The 18,556-nt window shown below is 66.8% G+C and carries 16 protein-coding genes; 10 read left to right on the top strand and 6 right to left on the bottom strand.

The window, feature by feature from the left end:
- Positions 1-61 precede the first annotated feature (61 nt).
- Complete coding sequence (locus NTCA1_RS04405) at positions 62-349, bottom strand: GIY-YIG nuclease family protein (RefSeq protein WP_159828728.1); 288 nt, start codon at positions 347-349, stop codon at positions 62-64.
- 64 nt (positions 350-413) lie between these two features.
- A complete protein-coding gene (locus tag NTCA1_RS04400) occupies positions 414-1,076 on the bottom strand; it encodes a YggS family pyridoxal phosphate-dependent enzyme (RefSeq protein WP_159828725.1) in 663 nt (220 codons plus the stop codon).
- Here NTCA1_RS04400 and NTCA1_RS04395 point away from each other — a divergent pair.
- The 4 genes from NTCA1_RS04395 to NTCA1_RS04380 all read left to right on the top strand — a co-directional run bounded on the left by NTCA1_RS04395 (position 1,075) and on the right by NTCA1_RS04380 (position 6,567).
- Complete coding sequence (locus NTCA1_RS04395; protein ID WP_159828722.1) at positions 1,075-1,638, top strand: thiamine phosphate synthase; 564 nt, start codon at positions 1,075-1,077, stop codon at positions 1,636-1,638. The two genes, NTCA1_RS04400 and NTCA1_RS04395, sit on opposite strands and share 2 nt — an antisense overlap.
- Before the next feature lie 97 nt (positions 1,639-1,735).
- The gene (locus NTCA1_RS04390; RefSeq protein ID WP_159828719.1) at positions 1,736-4,153 is read left to right on the top strand and encodes a DNA translocase FtsK 4TM domain-containing protein; all 2,418 of its coding nucleotides are present in this window, start codon (positions 1,736-1,738) and stop codon (positions 4,151-4,153) included.
- A complete protein-coding gene (locus NTCA1_RS04385) occupies positions 4,153-4,584 on the top strand; it encodes a hypothetical protein (RefSeq protein WP_086492376.1) in 432 nt (143 codons plus the stop codon). Before NTCA1_RS04390 ends, NTCA1_RS04385 begins: the two co-directional genes overlap by 1 nt.
- Before the next feature lie 228 nt (positions 4,585-4,812).
- Positions 4,813-6,567, top strand: coding sequence for a cation:proton antiporter (locus NTCA1_RS04380; RefSeq protein ID WP_159828716.1), 1,755 nt, complete (start codon positions 4,813-4,815; stop codon positions 6,565-6,567).
- 34 nt (positions 6,568-6,601) lie between these two features.
- On the opposite strand, the gene NTCA1_RS04375 is transcribed toward NTCA1_RS04380, so the two are convergent.
- Complete coding sequence (locus NTCA1_RS04375) at positions 6,602-7,057, bottom strand: Lrp/AsnC family transcriptional regulator (RefSeq protein WP_086492378.1); 456 nt, start codon at positions 7,055-7,057, stop codon at positions 6,602-6,604.
- A gap of 137 nt (positions 7,058-7,194) precedes the next feature.
- Between NTCA1_RS04375 and ald the strand changes: the two genes are divergently transcribed.
- Positions 7,195-8,310: an alanine dehydrogenase gene (gene ald / locus NTCA1_RS04370; protein WP_086492379.1), complete on the top strand. Its 1,116-nt coding sequence runs from the start codon at positions 7,195-7,197 to the stop codon at positions 8,308-8,310.
- A gap of 231 nt (positions 8,311-8,541) precedes the next feature.
- Here ald and NTCA1_RS04365 read toward each other — a convergent pair whose 3' ends face one another.
- Positions 8,542-8,940: a thioesterase family protein gene (locus tag NTCA1_RS04365; RefSeq protein ID WP_159828979.1), complete on the bottom strand. Its 399-nt coding sequence runs from the start codon at positions 8,938-8,940 to the stop codon at positions 8,542-8,544.
- Positions 8,941-9,037: 97 nt separating this feature from the next.
- Complete coding sequence (locus tag NTCA1_RS04360; protein ID WP_374705157.1) at positions 9,038-11,155, bottom strand: S9 family peptidase; 2,118 nt, start codon at positions 11,153-11,155, stop codon at positions 9,038-9,040.
- Positions 11,156-11,206: 51 nt separating this feature from the next.
- On the opposite strand from NTCA1_RS04360, the gene NTCA1_RS04355 reads away from it, so the two are divergent.
- From NTCA1_RS04355 to NTCA1_RS04335, 5 genes are all read left to right on the top strand, one after another.
- Positions 11,207-13,027: an aminopeptidase P family protein gene (locus tag NTCA1_RS04355; RefSeq protein ID WP_086492382.1), complete on the top strand. Its 1,821-nt coding sequence runs from the start codon at positions 11,207-11,209 to the stop codon at positions 13,025-13,027.
- 54 nt (positions 13,028-13,081) lie between these two features.
- Positions 13,082-13,483, top strand: coding sequence for a cupin domain-containing protein (locus tag NTCA1_RS04350; protein ID WP_086492383.1), 402 nt, complete (start codon positions 13,082-13,084; stop codon positions 13,481-13,483).
- A 215-nt stretch (positions 13,484-13,698) separates the two neighbouring features.
- A complete protein-coding gene (locus NTCA1_RS04345) occupies positions 13,699-14,436 on the top strand; it encodes an EF-hand domain-containing protein (RefSeq protein WP_236549097.1) in 738 nt (245 codons plus the stop codon).
- A gap of 36 nt (positions 14,437-14,472) precedes the next feature.
- On the top strand, positions 14,473-15,207 hold the full coding sequence (locus NTCA1_RS04340; protein ID WP_159828710.1) for a response regulator: 735 nt from the start codon (positions 14,473-14,475) through the stop codon (positions 15,205-15,207).
- Positions 15,208-15,229: 22 nt separating this feature from the next.
- Entirely contained in the window at positions 15,230-16,678 is a 1,449-nt protein-coding gene (locus NTCA1_RS04335) for an ATP-binding protein (RefSeq protein ID WP_236549104.1), read from the top strand.
- A gap of 202 nt (positions 16,679-16,880) precedes the next feature.
- On the opposite strand, the gene NTCA1_RS04330 is transcribed toward NTCA1_RS04335, so the two are convergent.
- Positions 16,881-18,479 (bottom strand): helicase HerA-like domain-containing protein, encoded by a 1,599-nt coding sequence (locus NTCA1_RS04330; RefSeq protein ID WP_159828707.1) that lies wholly within the window; start codon positions 18,477-18,479, stop codon positions 16,881-16,883.
- Positions 18,480-18,556 lie beyond the last annotated feature (77 nt).

Raw genomic sequence — 18,556 nt, 5'->3', positions numbered from 1 at the left:
GAACGTATAGCCTATACGTCGTCCCGGACTTGATCCGGGACCGCTGGCCGCGCCCACCCACCTATAAGTAAGCCGCCAAGTCCTCCCAAAGCGGATTTGCGCTCTCGATCAGCTCAAGTTTCCACTCACGCCGACAACGCTTGAGCTGCTTTTCGCGCGCTATCGCTTCCTGAATCGTGGCGTGAGGCTCGACCACCACCAGCCTGTCGAGCCCATATTTCCGGCAAAATTCCGAGCCACGCCCTTCGCGGTGTTGCGCGATACGCGCGTGGATATCCGCCGTGACGCCGACGTAGAGTACGCCGAATTCACGGTTGGTCATGATGTAGGTGAAGCCGCCGCTGCCCATCGGGCCTAGCGTGGCTCGGCCAGCGGTCCCGGATCAAGTCCGGGACGACGGGCATTGCAGAGGTTTAACCTCGCGCGCCGAACAACGCACTGCCCACGCGCACATGGGTCGCGCCCAGCATCACCGCCGTTTCGAAGTCCTCGCTCATGCCCATCGAAAGCTGCGACACCCCGTTGTCCGCCGCGATCTTCGCCAGCAGCGCGAAGAACGGCGCGGCCTCGATGCCTTGGGGCGGTACGCACATCAGGCCTTCCACCGGGATCTGCGCATCGCGCGCGGCGGCCAGCAGGGCGGGCACTTCGGCGATGGCGCAGCCGCCCTTCTGGTCTTCGGCGCCGATATTGACCTGCACGAAGCAGGGCACGCGGCGGCCGGTCCGGTCCATGGCCTTGCCCAGCGCGGCGACCAGCGAGGGGCGGTCGAGCGAGTGGATGCAGTCGAACAGCGCCAGCGCATCTTCGGCCTTGTTCGACTGAAGCTGGCCGACCAGATGCAGGCGCACATCGGGGTTTTCCTCGCGCAGCGCGGGCCACTTGGCCTCGGCCTCCTGCACGCGGTTCTCGCCGAACACGCGCTGGCCCTGCGCGATGAGGGGGGCGATGGCCTCGGCGGGATGCATCTTGGAAACGGCGACGAGTTCGACCGAATCCGCCTTGCGTCCGGCAATGCGGGCGGACTGGGCGATGCGGGCGCGAATGTCTGCGAGAGGAGTTGCTGGCTGATCCATGGCGCGCTGCTATAGCGGCTTCGTGCCGAACCGCCACCCGCCTCTTCCCCAGATCTGGCTGATCAGCGATGCCCGCAACGATGCCGCGCTGGAACGGGCACTCGCCCGCCTGCCGCGTGGGTCGGGGCTGATCTATCGGCACTATCATCTCCCCCCCGCCGATCGGCGCGCCCGGTTCGAGCTTCTCCGCCGAATCGCGCGACGTTTCGGGCACTGCGTGGTGCTATCCGGGTCGGCACGGGAAGCACGGGCCTGGAGAGCGGACGGCGCCTATGCGGCAGCCGAAAAGCTGGCCTCCGGCCCCGCCACCCTGCGTCTCATCACCGTGCATTCCCTGCGCGAACTGGCCGCCGCCCATCGCTCCCGCGCCGATGCCGTACTGCTATCGCCGGTGTTCCCGACCCGCTCCCATCCCGGCGCCGCATCGCTCGGCCGGGTACGTTTCCACCTCCTCGCGGCACGTGCCGGCGTGCCGGCGATTGCACTGGGCGGCATGACAGTGCATCGGGCGCGCACGTTGCCGTCGCGGAAATGGGCCGCAATCCAGGGGCTTGCCAGTTAGCCCACAAGCCTGTTCCCGATCCATTCTTGACGGCGAGTCCCGCCACGGCGCATTATCCGAGGCCTGATCAACGGCCCGATCTTCAGGGGAATTTCCAATGGCCACCCGGCCCCTCGCGCCAGGACGGCGCATCACCAAGCCGAACTGGCGCGCCGTCCTCAAGCGCTCGCTGCGCCGCGCCTCCGAATTGAGCGGGGCATTGGCACTGTTCGCGGCCATGGCGTTCCTGGCGCTGTCACTGGTGAGCTATCACCAGACAGACCCTTCCGCTTCAACCGCGGCGGGCGGTCCGGCGCAGAACTGGATGGGTCCGGTCGGCGCCTGGGTGGCGGAACGCGCGCTGGTGCTGTTCGGTCCGGTTGCCGCGCTTTTCGTGCCGCTGCTCTACGTCTTCGCGCGCAAGCTCTGGCTGCTGGTCGAGGAAGACGACAACGAGATCGAGCATTCCAACCAGCGCTGGTGGCGCCCGGTGGCGGTGCTGGCCATCGCCATGACGCTGATCGCCACCGTCATGTCCATGGTGTTCACCGCCCCCGGCGGCGTGCTGCCCGCCTCGATGGGCGGCATCACCGGCCTGCTCGGCGCCAAGGGCATAGCCGGGCTTGCCGCATTCGCGCCCGAAGTGGTCCAGGGCTGGATCAAGCTGGTGCTGGCGCTGCTCTGCGCGCTGGCAGGCGTTGCACTGATGGGGCAGGTCTTCGCGGTGGACTGGCTGCGGCTGCTGACCCTGCCCGGCCGCATCGGCCGCCTCAAGAAGGACGGCGCCGGTGCCCTCATTTCCGGCCCCGCTTCCGGCAAGCTCGCCGCCGCCGCTGCGGAACGCGCCAAGCCTGAGGACGAGGCCGAGGACAGGCCCCGCTCCGCCCCCCGCATCGATGCACCGGCCATGGCCGGCGGTCCGGCCGAAAAGCCCCGCAAGGCGCCGGAAATCAGCGATCCCAAGGCCAGCCCCGCCCCCGCGCAGCTCAACATCGGCAATCGCCAGAAGGACATGTTCGACAAATTCGCGCTGCCCGGGCTCGACCTGCTGAACGATCCGCCGCCCAATTCGCAGCCCAAGATCGACAAGCTCAGCCTGGAGCGCAACGCGCGCCTGCTGGAAACCGTGCTGGACGACTTCAACGTCAAGGGCGAGATCACCGCCGTGCGCACCGGCCCGGTCGTCACCATGTACGAACTGGAACCGGCCCCCGGCATCAAGGCCAGCCGCGTGATCGGCCTGGCCGACGATATCGCCCGCAACATGTCGGCAATCTCGGCCCGCGTCTCCTCGATCCCGGGGCGCACCGTCATGGGCATCGAACTGCCCAACGCCGACCGCCAGATGGTCTCCTTCAAGGAGATGGTCGCCTCCGAGGCTTTCGCCAGCCACAAGGGCATGCTGCCGATCATTCTGGGCAAGGACATCGCCGGCGAGCCGGTCGTGGCCGACCTTGCGACGATGCCGCACTTGCTGGTGGCCGGTACGACGGGCTCCGGTAAGTCCGTCGGCCTCAACACGATCCTGCTCTCGCTGCTATATCGCCTGACGCCGGCCCAGTGCCGTCTGATCCTGGTCGATCCCAAGGTGCTGGAACTCAAGAGCTACGACGATATCCCGCACTTGCTCTCGCCGGTCGTCACCGAACCACCCAAGGCCGTTCGCGCGCTGAAGTGGGCGGTGGAGGAAATGGAGCGCCGCTATCGCCAGATGAGCGAGATCAGCGTCCGCAACCTCGCCAGCTTCAACGAGAAAGTCCGCGCCGCCGCCGCCAAGGGCAAGCCACTCGGCCGCCGCATCCAGATCGGCTTCGACCCCGAAACGGGCGAAGAACTGTATGAAGATCGCCAGCTCGATTACGAGACGCTGCCGCAGATCGTGCTCATCGTCGACGAACTGGCCGATCTCATGGTCACCGTCGGCAAGGAAATCGAAGTGCTGATCCAGCGCCTCTCGCAGAAGAGCCGCGCGGCGGGCATCCACCTGATCATGGCGACGCAGCGCCCTTCGGTGGACGTCATCACCGGCGTCATCAAGGCCAACCTGCCGACCCGCGTTTCCTTCGCCGTCACCAGCCGCATCGACAGCCGCACCATTCTGGGCGAGCAGGGCGCCGAGCAGCTGCTGGGCAAGGGCGACATGCTCTACAAGCCCAGCTCCGACCCGGTGAAGCGCGTCCACGGCCCCTTCGTCTCGGACGAGGAAGTCGAACACGTCGCCGATCACTGGCGCGCGCAAGGCAAGCCCGACTACGTCGATGCCGTTACCAACGAGCCGGAGGAAGGCTCGTTCGGCTTCGACGACCTCGACGCCACCGCCTCCGACCAGCCGGAAGAACGCAAGTACCGGCAGGTCTGCCAGCTGGTGTTCGAGAACCAGAAGGTCTCGGTATCCTGGCTGCAGCGCCAGATGGGCGTGGGCTACAACACCGCCGCCAAATGGGTGGAGCGCATGGAGAACGACGGCTACGTCGGCCCCGCCAACCATGTCGGCCGCCGCGACATCTACCGCGACGAGAACGGCAGCCCGCTCTGATGCGCGGGTTTGGACGCTGCCTCCTGCTGCTGGGCTTGCTCCTAGGCCTTCTGGCGGGGCCTGCCGTCGCGGCCAGTACGGCGGCGCAGTGGCAGCGTCTCTTCGTGCCGAATGTGGAGAACCTGCTGGGCCGCCGCGTCTACATCGATCGCGCCAGCCTGCGTAGCGGCATGATCGGGCGGCAGTTCACGCAGATGCAGGTCCTGCTGCGGGCCAATGCGGGATATCCCAAGGGGACCCTGCTCTACACCGATCGCGCGGTGGACTGCGCCGGAAGCCGCGCGCTGTCGCATCACTGGCGGATCGTCCGCCCGGACGGCACCCTGCTGCGCGACTGGCGCGACGCCAGCCCGGCCCTCTCCCCGGTGCAGTGGACGGATGAGGACGGTCTGGTGTTGAAATACGTCTGCACGGGTATCTTGCCGCGCTGAGAAGCCGTCGTCCCGGACTTGATCCGGGACCGCTGGCAATACTTGAGGCGCAATCCTGCGAGCAAGGCGCGGCCCGGACAGCGGTCTTGGATCAAGTCCGGGACGACGGCGTGCCATCCGGCCTCCTTTTCTACCCCTATGCCTCCGTCTAGGGTTACGCACCGCAGCACGACGCCCTAAGAAGGCCGTTCGCACGCACGATTATCGCTCAAGGCCCGAAAGACCCCGATGGAAGATCATACCCAGGCATTCCTGCTGAAGGACGGCTTCCTGCTGTTGGGCACGGCACTGGCCTTCGTGCTGCTGTTCCGCCGCCTCGGCCTGGGTGCGACCCTGGGCTATCTGCTCGCGGGGGCGATTCTCGGTCCTTACGCGTTCGGTCTCGTCGGCGATGCCGAGAACAAGCTGGGGATCGCGGAACTCGGGATCACGCTGCTGCTGTTCATCGTCGGCCTGGAACTGGCGCCGCGGCGGCTCTGGCGGATGCGCAACGAGATCTTCGGGCTGGGCTTCCTTCAGGTTGCGCTCTGCGGTCTCGCGGTTTCGGCGGTGATCTTCTATTCGACCGGCTTCAGCGTCGCCGCCTCGCTGGCGCTGGGACTTCCGCTGGGGCTGTCCTCGACCGCGCAGGTGCTGCCGATGCTCCAGAGCGCGGGGCGCCTGAACACGCCGTTCGGCGAGCGATCCTTCGCGATCCTGCTGTTCCAGGACCTTTCGATCATCCCGCTGATCACGATCATTGCGGCGATGAACCGCAACCCGCACCTGCCCGAAGGCCCTCCGGGCTGGATCCTGGTGCTGGAAACGCTGGCGGCGATCTTTGGCCTCATCATGGCCGGGCGTTTCCTGATCCGGCCGCTGTTCCGCCTGATCGGCAATCTCGGCGAACGCGAGATGTTCGTCTTCGCCGCGCTGTTTACGGTCATCGCCTCGGCCGCGCTGATGCAGGCGCTGGGCCTCTCGACCGCGCTTGGCGCCTTCATCGCCGGGGTCATGCTGGCCGATACCCCCTATCGCCACGAGCTGGAGGCCGATGTCGAGCCGTTCCGCTCGATCCTGCTCGGCCTGTTCTTCATGTCGGTGGGCATGATGCTGGACCTTTCCGCCATTGCCGAGCGGCCGCTGTTCGTCGCCGCCATGGCGCTGGCCCTGATCGCGGTGAAGGCCTCGGTGATCTTCGGGCTGGGCCTGCTGTTCCGCATGAACTGGCGCAGCGCGCTGGCGCTGGGCCTGCTGCTCAGCCAGGGCGGCGAATTCGGCTTCGTGCTCTTCGCCCAGGCCCAGAGCGCCTGGCTGATCGAGCCGCAGGCCGCCAGCCTGTTCAGCGCCATCGTCACGCTGTCGATGGTCACCACCCCGTTCCTGATGATGGCCACCGCGCGCATCCGCGAGATGCCGGTGAGCAAGGAAACCCGCGAAGGCCCGCGCAAGGACGGCGCCAGCGCGCTGGTGGTCGGCTATGGCCGCTTCGGCCAGACCGTGGCGCAAGTGCTGATCGCCGCCGAGATCCAGGTGACGCTGATCGACACCGACATCGAGATGATCGACGTGGCCAGCGGCTTCGGCGCGAAAGTCTGGTTCGGCGACGGCACCCGCATCGACCTCCTCCGCCAGGCAGGCGCAGGTCATGCGCAGATGATCGTGTTCTGCATCGACGGGGACCAGCTTTCCGACAGCTTCCTCCAGAACGTCCACCAGGCCTTCCCCGACGCCCGCATCGTCGCGCGCGTCTACGATCGCCGCGCGATGATCCGGCTCAAGGATGCACCCGTCACCTTCATGGTCCGCGAAGTGATGGAATCGGCCGTCGTCATGGGCCGCGAGGCGCTGGAAGTGCTCGGCCTCTCGGTGGAGCAGATCGACAATGCCGAGGAAACCTACCGCTCCAGCGACAGGGAACGTCTCTCGATCCAGTACGAGACCGGCGACCTTCGCGCCGCCCGCGACCGTATCCTGACCCAGAGCCTGCGCGACGCGCACTGACCTTTCGCCATGTGTATCGGCGAAAGGATGGAAATCAGGGCACCGAATAGCCCGCGAACCGCTTGATCCGGCGCAGCGAGAAACTGGTGCGCATGGACGAGACGCCGGGCAGGCGGGCCAGGCAGTCGCGGTGGATGCGGTCGTAGTGATCGAGGTCCGCGGCAGCGACGCGAAGCTGGTAGTCCGCCGTGCCGGACATCAGGTGGCATTCGAGGATGTCGTCGAAATCGCCCACCGCGCGTTCGAAACGCTCCATGGCGTCGCGGCTCTGGCTGGTGAGCGTGATCTCCACGAAGACTTCCACCGAAAGCCCCAGCCGCCGGGGATCGACCCGCGCGGCATAGCCGGTGATCAGGCCCTGCTCCTCCAGCGCCCTGATGCGCCGGTGGCAGGCCGAGGACGAGAGATTCACCAGCGCCGCCAGTTCGGCGATCGATCGCGATGAATCGGCTTGCAACGCTTCGAGAAGTGCGCGGTCCGCCCGGTTCATGGAAAATTCTCTTGCCGTTTGTTTCAGGCGTGGGAAATATTCCTGTTCCGCATTCTGACAAGGGCCATTTCGGTGAAACTTTGCGGGGCCACGGGTGTATCTCACCGGCAGGAGAGAATTTTGTCGGAGTCCAGAATATGCGTGTCGGTACCGTCCGGGAAATCAAGAACCACGAATATCGCGTCGGCCTGACGCCGGAAAGCGCCCGCGAACTCGCGGCGCACGGGCATGAAGTCTGGGTGGAAAGCGGCGCGGGTCTCGGCATCGGCGCCAGCGACGCGGACTATGTCCGGCAGGGCGCCACGATCGTCGCCACCGCGAAGGACGTCTTCGAGGGCTGCGAGATGGTCGTGAAGGTCAAGGAGCCGCAGGCGGGCGAACGCGCCATGCTGCGCGAGGGCCAGATTCTCTACACCTACCTCCACCTCGCCCCCGACCCCGAGCAGACCGCAGACCTCGTGAAGTCCGGCGTCACCGCCATCGCCTATGAAACCGTCACCGGCCCCGGCGGGCAATTGCCGCTGCTCAAGCCGATGAGCCAGGTCGCGGGTCGCATGTCGATCCAGGCCGGCGCCACGGCGCTGGAAAAGGCGCATGGCGGGCGCGGCGTGCTGCTGGGCGGCGTGCCGGGCGTGATGCCGGGCAAGGTTGCGGTGATCGGCGGCGGCGTGGTGGGCTTCAACGCCGCGCAGATGGCCGTCGGCCTCGGCGCCGACGTGACCATCCTCGACCGCAGCCCGGATGTGCTCGAACGCCTGGGCATCCACTTCGAGGCGCGCGCCAAGACCCGCTTCTCCAGCACCGCCAACCTGGCCGAAAGCGTGGCCGAGGCCGACCTCGTGATCGGCGCCGTGCTGATCCCCGGCGCCGCCGCGCCCAAGCTGGTGACGCGCGAGATGCTGGGCACGATGAAGCCCGGCGCGGTGCTGGTGGACGTCGCCATCGACCAGGGCGGCTGCTTCGAGACCAGCCACGCCACCACCCATGCCGAGCCGACGTTCGTGGTCGACGGCATCGTCCACTACTGCGTCGCCAACATGCCGGGCGCCGTCGCGCGCACCAGCACTTACGCGCTCAACAACGTGACCCTGCCCCATGCCCTGGCGATCGCCAACCTGGGCTGGAAGGCGGCCCTCAAAGCCGATCCGCACCTGGCGAACGGGCTCAACGTCCATGCCGGCAAAGTGACGTTCGAGGCCGTCGCGACGGAACTCGGCTACGATTACGTGCCGGTCAGCGAAGTACTGGGCTGAGTTCGCGGAAAGGCGATTGATCCGAACACGTCGTCCCAGGCTTGCCCCAGGACCGCTGGCCTCGCATCGCCCAACTCTCGGCGAGGCGCCGTCCTGCACGATAGCGCCTGAAGAATTGCCAGCGGTCCCGGATCAGGTCCGGGACGACGGTGATACGGCCTTCAAGCGAAACACTGTCGTCACCCTGAACTCGTTTCAGGGTGACGACAGTGTTCTAGGGCGGGGAAGCGGTCATTCGCCGCCGTCCCAGAACGGCGCGGCCACCTCGGGCGGTACGCGCATCAGCCGCTGCGAGGCGATTTCGATCATCGCCCAGGTCGTGCGGGCCGAGACCAGCACCTTGCCCGCGGCGCTACGGAAATCCACCCGCCGCACGAAGCGCGCCCCGGTGGGGCCTTCAGGAATGAACGTCTCCCCGGTCACGCTCTCGCCCTCGCGGATATTGCCGCGATAGTCGATCTCGTGCCGGGTCACGACCCAGGCATACTGCGCCTGATGCTCGGGCGGCGCCACCGCTTCCCAATGCGCGGTGGCCATGGCTTCCATCCACTGCACCCAGACCGCGTTGTTGACGTGGCCCATGACGTCGATGTGCTCGGGGCGCGCCGTGAAAGTGCGTGTGAAGGTCATGGCCGATAGTTCGCAGGTCGCGGGGGCTTCGACAAGCTCAGCCTGAGCGGGCTTCGGGAATGGCACCCACCCCGCTCTTCCTGAGCCTGTCGAAGGATCAGGCCGCCGAAGGTTCGACGCCCAGTTGCCAGAGGATGAAGGCGAATTCTTCGGCCGTTTCCTTCAGGCTTTCGAACCGGCCCGACTTGCCGCCGTGGCCCGCGCCCATGTTAGTCTTGAGGATCAGCTCGTTGCCGTCCGTCTTCAACTCGCGCAGCTTCGCCACCCACTTGGCGGGTTCCCAATAGGTCACGCGCGGATCGTTGAGTCCGGCCGTCACCATCAGCGGCGGATAGGCCTGCGCCTTGACCTGGTCGTAGGGGCTGTAGCTGCGGATCAGTTCGAAGGCGGCCTTGTCCTCGATGGGATTGCCCCATTCCGGCCATTCGCCCGGCGTCAGCGGCAGGCTGTCGTCGAGCATGGTGCTCAGCACGTCCACGAAGGGCACATGCGCCACCACCGCGCCGAACAGTTCGGGATCGGAGTTGACGACCGCGCCCATCAGTTCGCCGCCCGCCGAGCCGCCCGAGATCGAGATCCTGCCCGCCTCGGTGAAGCCGCGTTCGATCAGGCCCCGTGCCACGTCCACGAAGTCGTTGAAGGTATTGGTGCGCTTCTCCAGCTTGCCCGCCTTGTACCAGGCCCGGCCAAGATCGTCGCCGCCGCGGATATGGGCGATGGCATAAGCGAAACCGCGATCGACCAGGCTGAGCCGTGCGGTGGAAAAGCCGGGATCGATCGAGATGCCATAGGCGCCGTAGCCATAGAGGTGCAGCGGCCCCGCGCCCGTCCTGTCGCGGCGATAGACGATCGAGACCGGGATGGCCGTGCCGTCGCGCGCGGTCACTTCCAGCCGTTCGGTGGCATAGAGCGAGGCATCGTAGCCCGAGGGAATTTCCTGGACCTTCAGCAGGTCCAGCCGCTGCGCCGCCACGTCGTAGTCATAGACCGACGAAGGGCTGACCATCGATTCGTAAGTGAGGCGCAGCACGTCCATGTGCCATTCGGGATTGTTGGAAAGCCCGGCGGAATAGCTGGCTTCCGGAAAGGCGATCGGCTCCACGCGGGTGGGATCGTCGTAATGCCGGATCTCGATCTGGTCGAGCCCGGCGCCATGCCCCGCCAGCTTGCGGCCTTCCACGACGTAGAAATCGCGGAACAGGTCCACGCCGGTCAGATAGAAGGCATCGGTGCCCTCGATCAGCGTGGTCCATTCGCCCGGGTTTTCCAGCGGCGCGGTGGCGAGGCGGAAGTTCTCGTGGGTGTCGTTGGTGTGGATGTAGAGCACGCCGTCGCGCTCATCGACATCGTATTCCACGCCCTTGACGCGCGGCTTCACCAGGATCTGCGGCCCCAGCGGATCGTCGGCAAGGACCATGCGGCATTCGCCGGTCTCGTGATCGCTGCTGCCGATCAGCAGCCACTTCTCGTTCGAGGAAAGCGAGGATCCGACGCGGAAGCCCTCGTCGTCCTCGTGATAGAGTTCGACGTCCTTTTCGAGCGGCGCGCCCAGCCAGTGCAGGCGGGCATTGTCGGTGCGCCACTGCTCGTTGGCGAGCGAGTAGACGAGGCCCTTGTCGCCCGCCACCCAGACGAGGCTGGACAGGGTGCCGGGAATCTCGTCCGCCAGCAATTCGCCGGTGGCCAGGTCCTTGATGCGGGCGGTGAAGCGTTCGGAACCGTTGTCGTCCACCGAATAGGCCAGCAGCCTGCCGTTGGCGCTGGTGGAGATGGCGCCGAGGTTGAAGTATTCCTTGCCCTCGGCCAGCGCCACTTCGTCGAGAATCAGTTCGTCGGCGCTGCCGTCGTCGGGCGCGCCCACGGGGCGGCGCCACCACTTCTTGTATTCGGCGCCTTCCTCGAACTCGATCCAGTAGAGCCAGTCGCCGTCCTTCTGCGGCACCGACTTGTCGGCTTCCTTGATGCGGGCGCGCATTTCCTTGAACAGCGCGTCGATCCGGCCCTGCTGACCGGCCATGCGATGTTCGAACCAGCGGTTTTCCGCTTCAAGGTGCTCCAGCACCGCCTTGTCGGTCACTTCGGGATAACCGGCGTCGCGCAGCCAGGCGTAATCGTCCTCGACGGTCAGGCCGTGGCGGGTGACGGAATGCGGCTTCTTCGCCGCCTGTGGAGGATTTGCCTGTTCATGGGCAAGGGTCTGGGTGGAATCTGCCATGCGCAACATCTATGTTGCGCCCATGACCCCCGCAAGCCGGATACCCCAATCATGTTGATGAATACCCACGAAGCGCGGCTCGATGCCCTGCGCCAGGAACTCAAGTCGCGCGGCCTCGACGGCTTCGTGATCCCCATTTCCGACGAGCACATGAGCGAATATGTGGGCGCCTATGCCCAGCGCCTCGCCTGGCTGACCGGCTTCGGCGGCTCGGCCGGAACCGCCGTGGTGCTGACCGATCCCACGCTCTCCCCCGCCGCCGCCATGTTCGTGGACGGGCGCTATACGCTTCAGGTGCGCGAGCAAGTGGACGGCACGTTCTACGCTTACGAAAGCGTGCCGCAGACGAGCGCCGCGCGCTGGCTGGGCGAGAACGCCCCCAAGGGCGCGAAGATCGGCTACGACGCCTGGCTCCACGGATCGAAGTGGGTGGAAGCCGCCCAGGCCGCGCTTGCCGCGAAGGGCGCAGCCCTCGTCGCCGTGGAAGGCAATCCGATCGACGCGGTATGGCAGGACCAGCCCGTGCCCTCGCCCGCCCCGGCGCTCGTCCATGACGATGCCCTCGCGGGCGAATCGAGCAAGGCCAAGCGCGCTGCCGTTTCCGAATGGCTGACCGCGCGCGGCCTCGACGCCACGGTGATCTCGGCGCTCGATTCGATCGCCTGGCTGCTCAACTTGCGCGGCACCGACGTGGAACGCACCCCCGTGGCCCTGTCCTACGTCGTCGCCCATGCCGACGGCACCGCCGACCTCTACATCGCGGACGAGAAAGTCACCCCGGACCTGCGCCAGCACCTGGGCAATGCGGTGCGCATCCAGCCGCGCAGCGCTTTCGTCTCGGGTCTCGGCAAGCTGGCCGGCAAGCGCGTCTCGGCGGATCCCGACAATGCGGTGGCCGCCGTGTTCGAAACCCTGCGCGCGGCGGGCGCCACCATCGTCGAGGAACGCGATCCCACGATCCTGCCCAAGGCGGTGAAGAACCCCGTCGAACAGGCGGGCCAGCGCAAGGCCCAGGCCATCGACGGCGTGGCCGTCACCCGCTTCCTGCACTGGCTCTCTGTCGAGGGCCCCAAGGGTGAAGTGACTGAGATGAGCGCCTCGGACCGCCTCCACGCCTTCCGCCAGGAATGCGGCGACTTGCGCGATCTCTCGTTCGACACGATCTCCGGTGCCGGCCCCAACGCGGCCAGCCCGCACTACCGCGTTTCCGAGGAATCCAGCCTGACGCTGGTTCCCGAAAGCGTCTACCTCGTCGATTCGGGCGGCCAGTACCCCTGCGGCACCACCGACATCACCCGCACCGTGTGGATCGGAGACGGCGCACCGCTCGCCGAAGTGAAGGACCGCTTCACCCGCGTGCTCAAGGGCATGATCGCCATTGCCCGCGCGACTTTCCCCAAGGGCACCAACGGCGGCCAGCTCGATGCGCTTGCCCGCCAGTTCCTCTGGTCCGTCGGCCTCGACTATGCCCACGGCACCGGCCACGGCGTCGGCAGCTTCCTTTCGGTCCACGAAGGCCCGCAGCGCATCGGCAAGCCTGCCGGAGGCCAGGCGGGCACTTCGCAGGAACTGCTTGCGGGCATGATCCTCAGCGACGAGCCGGGCTACTACAAGGCCGGCGAATACGGCATCCGCATCGAGAACCTGATCCTGGTCGAACCGCGCAGCTTCGCAGGATCGGACGGCGAATATTTCGGCTTCGAAACGCTGACCCTGGCGCCGATCGACCGCCGCCTCGTCGACCTTTCGCTGCTTTCGCCGGACGAAATCGCCTGGTGGAACGCCTATCACGCCCGTGTGCTGGACGTGATAGGCACGCAGCTCGACGGCGAAGTGAAGACCTGGCTCGAAGCCCAATGCCTTCCGCTTTGACCTGAGATCGCCGAGGGCGCATTCTTCCGGCTGGAGGGACGGGAGGATGCGCCGATGACGCAAGCAGTACACGATCTCAGGACCCATCCGGTCCATCTGGGCCTGGGCGCGGTCGCGCAGGCCCAGCCCCCTTTCACCGGCATGGAATGGTACGCCGCCTATTCCGAGCGCACGACGGGCGACGGGGCCGAGGGCCGCCTCGTCTCGATGTACGATTTCACGGAAAGCTGGGACAGCTGGGAAATGCACCCGGCGGGGGACGAACTGGTGGTCTGCCTGTCCGGTGCCATGACGCTGCATCAGGAACTGGCCGACGGCAGCGCCCGCAAGCTCACCATCGGCCCCGGTGAATATGCGATCAACCCGCCCGGCGCCTGGCATACCGCCGATGTCGAAGGTCCCGCCACCGCGCTTTTCATTACCGCCGGCGCGGGAACGCAGCATCGCCCCCGATGAACTCCCTAATGAACCCCCTAATGAACCGGGTCCCTGGCTTGCCTCCCGCTGAATAGAGTGCCAAGCCTGTGACAATTGGCGACAATAAACCCGCCGGGCGGCACAACTGCGCGACAAGCGGTGCGTAGACGGGATCTCAGAAAGCCGCGGGGCAGTTCTTCCCCCTCCCTTCCCCGTCCCACGGCTTTCACCCGTTTTGTCGCAGAAAGAGAGCCATGAGCATGAATCGCTTCAGCAAGATCTCCGTCGGCCTTTCCGCCGTGGCGCTGGTCGTCGGCGGAGCGGCCTGTGCCCAGAGCCCCGCGCAACCCTCGGAGCGCGACCGCACCGAGACCCGCGCCGAGGCGCAGGCCCGTGCCGAGGCCATGTTCACCCGTCTCGACGTCAACAAGGACGGCAAGCTCGACCGCGCCGATCGCGAAGCCCGCCGCCAGCAGATGCGCGAGGCGATGTTCGACCGTCTGGACAGCAACAAGGACGGTTCGATCTCCAAGGCCGAATTCATGGCCGACCGCAGGCCGGAAGGTGACAGGCCGGAAGGCGGACGTCCCGAGGGCGACATGCCCCCGCCGCCACCCGGTGCCGAAGGCGCCATGCCACCCCCGCCTCCCGGTGGTCCTGAAATGGCCGGTCCCGATATGGGCGGTCCCGACATGGATCGACCCGGCGACCGGCCCGAGCGTCATGGCCGCCACGGCCGTCCGGGCATGAAAGGCCCGATGATGGGCTTCCACAAGGCCGATGCCGACGGCGACCGCAGCGTCACCCAGGCCGAATTCGTCGCCGCCGCGCTCCAGCGCTTCGACAGGATGGATGCCAACAAGGACGGCAAGGTCACGCCCGAGGAACGCCGCGCCGCGCATGAGAAGATGCGCGCCGAATGGAAGGCCCGGAAAGACGATCACCGCAAGGCGCGCGGCAGTGAAAAGACTGCCCCGCCTGCAAAGAACTGACGGCCGCGCCCCTGGCGTGACCGGAAAAGGATAGGAATGAACGAGATCTCGCCCGCCCGCATCCTGCTGGTCGACGACGAAGCTGCCTTGCGCGATCCCCTGGCCGACTACCTGTCGCGCCAGGGTTTTGCCGTAACCCCGGCCACCAGCGCCGCCGAGGCCCGCAGCAGGCTGCGCGACGAGAAGCCCGATCTCGTCCTGCTCGACATCATGATGCCCGGCGAGGACGGCCTCTCGCTCTGCCGCCACCTTGTGGAAGCGCAGGACATCCCCGTGATCTTCCTTACCGCGCGCGGCGAGGCTACCGACCGCATCGTCGGGCTGGAAATCGGCGCGGACGACTACGTGGTGAAGCCCTTCGAACCGCGCGAACTGGTAGCTCGCATCCGCTCGGTGCTGCGCCGTGCCGCCCGCATCCCTACGCCCACGCCGGAAAACGAGGCGTTCGCCTTCGAGGGCTGGCTGCTCGATCCGCTCAAGCGCCGCCTTACCGATGCCGAAGGGGCCACCGTCGCGATCTCCTCGGTCGAGTTCCGCCTGCTCATGGCCTTCCTCGAACATCCCCGTCAGGTGCTCAACCGCGACCGGCTGCTCGACATGGTCCAAGGCCGCGAAGCCCATCTGTTCGACCGCGCGGTAGACAACCAGGTCAGCCGCTTGCGCCGCAAGATCGAGGTCGATTCGCGCAATCCGCAGCTGATCCAGACCGTCTGGGGCGGCGGCTACATGCTCGCCACCGATGTCCGGCGCGTGCCGCTGGACGCGGATTGAGCGGGGCATGCCCGTGGCGAGTCTGAAGGTGTCGGCCCTGAAGATGCCGCGCCCCCACAGCCTGATGGGCCAAATGCTGCTCGCCGTGGCGGTCGCGCTCATGCTCGTCCAGGGCATCGGCGCGTTCCTCGTCTACCGTGCCCAGCGCGAAGGCTACGAGGCGAGCATGCTCAATGCCTCGGCCTTCCGCCTGATCATGGAGACGCGCGGCCCGCGCGCGCTCTCTCGCCACCGCGACGGCCAGCGCGACGGCCCCCGCGTGCCGCTCTCCGGCCCGCCACCCAAGGGCTACCACCTCGAATATAGCACCCGCTCGCCCGCCGCCCCCGGCGAACAGCGCGATGGCGAGGCCGAGACCGGGCTCGCCAAGATCCTCGCCGACCAGGAATTCCCGGTGCGCGAGGTCGTCGTCGTCCACCGCGACGTCGGCCGCGACCGCGTCGCCCGGCGCAATGCGCTCGACCGCGCCTCGGACTATGCGCTCTCGCAGGAGGACACCGATCGCCTGCTGCGCTCCAACCTGCTGGTGGTCGGCGTCCGTACCGACGAGAACGGCAGCTGGATCATCTCGCGCGTCCGCGCGCCGCGCCCGGAAAACGTGCTGATCACGCCGATCGTGTTCCAGACCGTGATCATCTACATCGTGGTCATGGCCGCCGTCGCGCTGATCCTGCGCCGGATAACCCGGCCGCTGGCCGCGCTTACGCTGAGACTGGAACGCTTCGCCGCAACGCAGGACGTGGAAGGCCAGCTGGCCCCTTCCGGCCCCGACGACATGCAGCGGCTGATCGTGGCCCACAACGCCATGGAATCGCGCATCGCCGCCCTGCTGGACGAGAAGAACGTCATGCTCGGCGCGATCGGCCACGACCTCAAGACCCCGCTTGCCGCCTTGCGGGTACGGATCGAATCGGTGCCGGACGATACCGAGCGCGCCCGCATGGCCGCGACGATCGAGGATATCGTCCATACCCTCGACGATATCCTGTCGCTCGCCCGCGTCGGTCGCCCGAGCGACCCGCTGGAGCGCACCGAGCTTTCCGCCCTCATGTTCTCGGTGATCGAGGAATACGAGGACATGGGCGAGCCGGTGGAAGTGGGCGATACCGAACGCATGGCGCTGGAACTGCGTCCCACATGGATCCGCCGCGCCCTGCGCAACCTCGTCGGCAATGCCTTGCGCTACGGCCAGCGTGCCCGCGTCTCGCTAAGGCGGGAAGACGGCCGCGCGGTGATCCTGATCGACGACGACGGCCCGGGTATCCCGGAAGATTCGATCGACGCGATGATGAACCCCTTCACCCGCGGCGACCCCTCGCGCAACAGCGCCACCGGGGGGGCCGGGCTTGGCCTCGCCCTCGCCCGCGCCATCGCCGACCAGCACGGCGGCGCGCTGATCCTGTCGAACCGGCTTGCTGCAGAGGGCAAAGTGGAAGGCCTGACCGCCCGGCTGGAACTGCCCCTCGCTTGACCTTATAACCCTAATCTTCTTGGCCTTCGTCCTGACCCTCCTTAGAGTCCGTTTGAAAATCCGCCGCCGGCGGATTTAGCGGCACCGGCCCACGCCCCCACCCACCACCCGCAGGATACTACCGTTGGGTGGTGGGTGGGGGCGTGGGCCGGTGCCGCAAGAAAATGCCCTTTCGGGCATTTTTCAAACGGGCTCTTACCCCTCAGCGCATCAGGCCGCCGATCAGGTTGCGCGCGAAACGGCCGAGGCCCGGGAAACCGATGGCCTTGCCCAGGGTATCGCCGATCGTGCCCGCCGCCGCACTGGCGGCCGAGGCCTTGGGATCGGCGCGGCTCTTCTTGCCCTGAACCGACTGGGCGAGGATCGACCCCGCGCTGGCCGCCGCCGCCCCTGCCGCCGCCTTGGCGACCTTGCCGCCCAGACCGTCCCACAGGCTTGGGCTCCGGCGTTCCTGCCTGCCGACTTCAGCCTTGCCCTTTTCCGCCACTTCCTGCGCGGTAGCCGCCGCATCGGCGGCCTTGGCGGCGAGGATTTCCTCGGCGCTCTCGCGATTGACCGGGGTGTCGTACTTGCCTTCGAACGGGCTGACCGACTGCACGATCGCCCGCTCCTTCGGCTCCACCGGACCCAGCCGCGAGCGCGGCGGCGCGATCAGCGTGCGCTGGACCACCGTGGGCGCGCCCTCGTCGTCGAGCGTGGAGACCAGCGCCTCGCCCACTTTCAGCTCGGTGATCGCCGCCTCGACATCCAGCTCCGGGTTGATGCGGAACGTATCCGCCGCCGCCTTGATCGCCTTCTTGTCGCGCGGCGTGAAGGCCCGCAGCGCATGCTGCACGCGGTTGCCCAGCTGGCCCGCGATCTCCTCGGGAATGTCGATCGGATTCTGCGTGACGAAATAGACGCCCACGCCCTTCGAACGGACCAGGCGCACCACCTGCTCCACTTTGTCCTGGAGCGCCTTGGGCGCATCGTCGAACAGCAGGTGCGCCTCGTCGAAGAAGAACACCAGCTTCGGTTTCTCGGGATCGCCGACTTCAGGCAGCACCTCGAAGAGTTCGGAGAGCAGCCAGAGCAGGAACGTGGCGTAGAGCTTGGGGCTGCGCATCAGCCTGTCGGCGGCCAGCACGTTGATATAGCCGCGCCCCTTGTCGTCGCTGCGAATGAAATCGACGATTTCCAGCGCCGGTTCGCCGAAGAACTGTGCAGCGCCCTGACTGTCCAGCGCGAGCAGCTGGCGCTGGATCGTGCCGACGCTGGCCTTGGTGATATTGCCGTATTTGGCCGAGAGCGCCGAGGCGTTCTCCGCCGCGTAGGCCAGCATGGCCTGAAGATCCGGCAAGTCCAGCAGCAGCAGCCCCTGCTCGTCGGCATAGCGGAAGACGACGTTGAGCACGCCTTCCTGCGTATCGTTGAGGTCCATCAGCCGGGCGAGCAGCAGCGGCCCCATCTCGGAAATCGTGGTGCGGACCGGATGCCCCTGCTCGCCGTAAATATCCCAGAAAACCGCGGGATTGTCGGAATAACCGTAGTCGGCGATGCCGATTTCCTTCGCCCGCGCTTCCAGGATGGCCGCGTTCTTGAACCGGGGGCTTCCGGCCATGGCGATGCCGGAAAGGTCGCCCTTCACGTCGGCCATGAACACCGGCACCCCGGCGGCGGAAAACTGTTCGGCGATCGTCTGGAGCGTCACCGTCTTGCCCGTGCCGGTGGCGCCCGCGATCAGCCCATGGCGGTTGGCCCTGCCCAGCCGAAGCACCTGCCGTTCGCCATTGCCGCCGAGTCCCAGGAAAATCTCATCCATCTGCCGCTCCTTGCACCCAGCCGTAAGAGACTGTTTGAAAATCCGCCGCAGGCGGATTTTGGCGGCACCGGCCCTCT

This window comes from Novosphingobium sp. TCA1 (assembly GCF_009811895.1).
In the GTDB taxonomy this organism is placed as follows: domain Bacteria; phylum Pseudomonadota; class Alphaproteobacteria; order Sphingomonadales; family Sphingomonadaceae; genus Novosphingobium; species Novosphingobium panipatense_A.
This window is presented reverse-complemented; position numbering and strand designations above follow the sequence as displayed.

What these genes read in the sequence shown, in the direction of transcription:
- NTCA1_RS04390 (WP_159828719.1), top strand. Translation starts at nt 1,736, where the DNA reads ATGGCCACCCGGCCCCTCGCGCCAGGACGGCGCATCACCAAGCCGAAC.
- ald (WP_086492379.1), top strand. Translation starts at nt 7,195, where the DNA reads ATGCGTGTCGGTACCGTCCGGGAAATCAAGAACCACGAATATCGCGTC.
- NTCA1_RS04350 (WP_086492383.1), top strand. Translation starts at nt 13,082, where the DNA reads ATGACGCAAGCAGTACACGATCTCAGGACCCATCCGGTCCATCTGGGC.
- NTCA1_RS04385 (WP_086492376.1), top strand. Translation starts at nt 4,153, where the DNA reads ATGCGCGGGTTTGGACGCTGCCTCCTGCTGCTGGGCTTGCTCCTAGGC.
- NTCA1_RS04345 (WP_236549097.1), top strand. Translation starts at nt 13,699, where the DNA reads ATGAGCATGAATCGCTTCAGCAAGATCTCCGTCGGCCTTTCCGCCGTG.
- NTCA1_RS04405 (WP_159828728.1), bottom strand. Translation starts at nt 349, where the DNA reads ATGGGCAGCGGCGGCTTCACCTACATCATGACCAACCGTGAATTCGGC.
- NTCA1_RS04355 (WP_086492382.1), top strand. Translation starts at nt 11,207, where the DNA reads ATGTTGATGAATACCCACGAAGCGCGGCTCGATGCCCTGCGCCAGGAA.
- NTCA1_RS04330 (WP_159828707.1), bottom strand. Translation starts at nt 18,479, where the DNA reads ATGGATGAGATTTTCCTGGGACTCGGCGGCAATGGCGAACGGCAGGTG.
- NTCA1_RS04340 (WP_159828710.1), top strand. Translation starts at nt 14,473, where the DNA reads ATGAACGAGATCTCGCCCGCCCGCATCCTGCTGGTCGACGACGAAGCT.
- NTCA1_RS04365 (WP_159828979.1), bottom strand. Translation starts at nt 8,940, where the DNA reads ATGACCTTCACACGCACTTTCACGGCGCGCCCCGAGCACATCGACGTC.
- NTCA1_RS04380 (WP_159828716.1), top strand. Translation starts at nt 4,813, where the DNA reads ATGGAAGATCATACCCAGGCATTCCTGCTGAAGGACGGCTTCCTGCTG.
- NTCA1_RS04400 (WP_159828725.1), bottom strand. Translation starts at nt 1,076, where the DNA reads ATGGATCAGCCAGCAACTCCTCTCGCAGACATTCGCGCCCGCATCGCC.
- NTCA1_RS04395 (WP_159828722.1), top strand. Translation starts at nt 1,075, where the DNA reads ATGGCGCGCTGCTATAGCGGCTTCGTGCCGAACCGCCACCCGCCTCTT.
- NTCA1_RS04360 (WP_374705157.1), bottom strand. Translation starts at nt 11,155, where the DNA reads ATGGCAGATTCCACCCAGACCCTTGCCCATGAACAGGCAAATCCTCCA.
- NTCA1_RS04375 (WP_086492378.1), bottom strand. Translation starts at nt 7,057, where the DNA reads ATGAACCGGGCGGACCGCGCACTTCTCGAAGCGTTGCAAGCCGATTCA.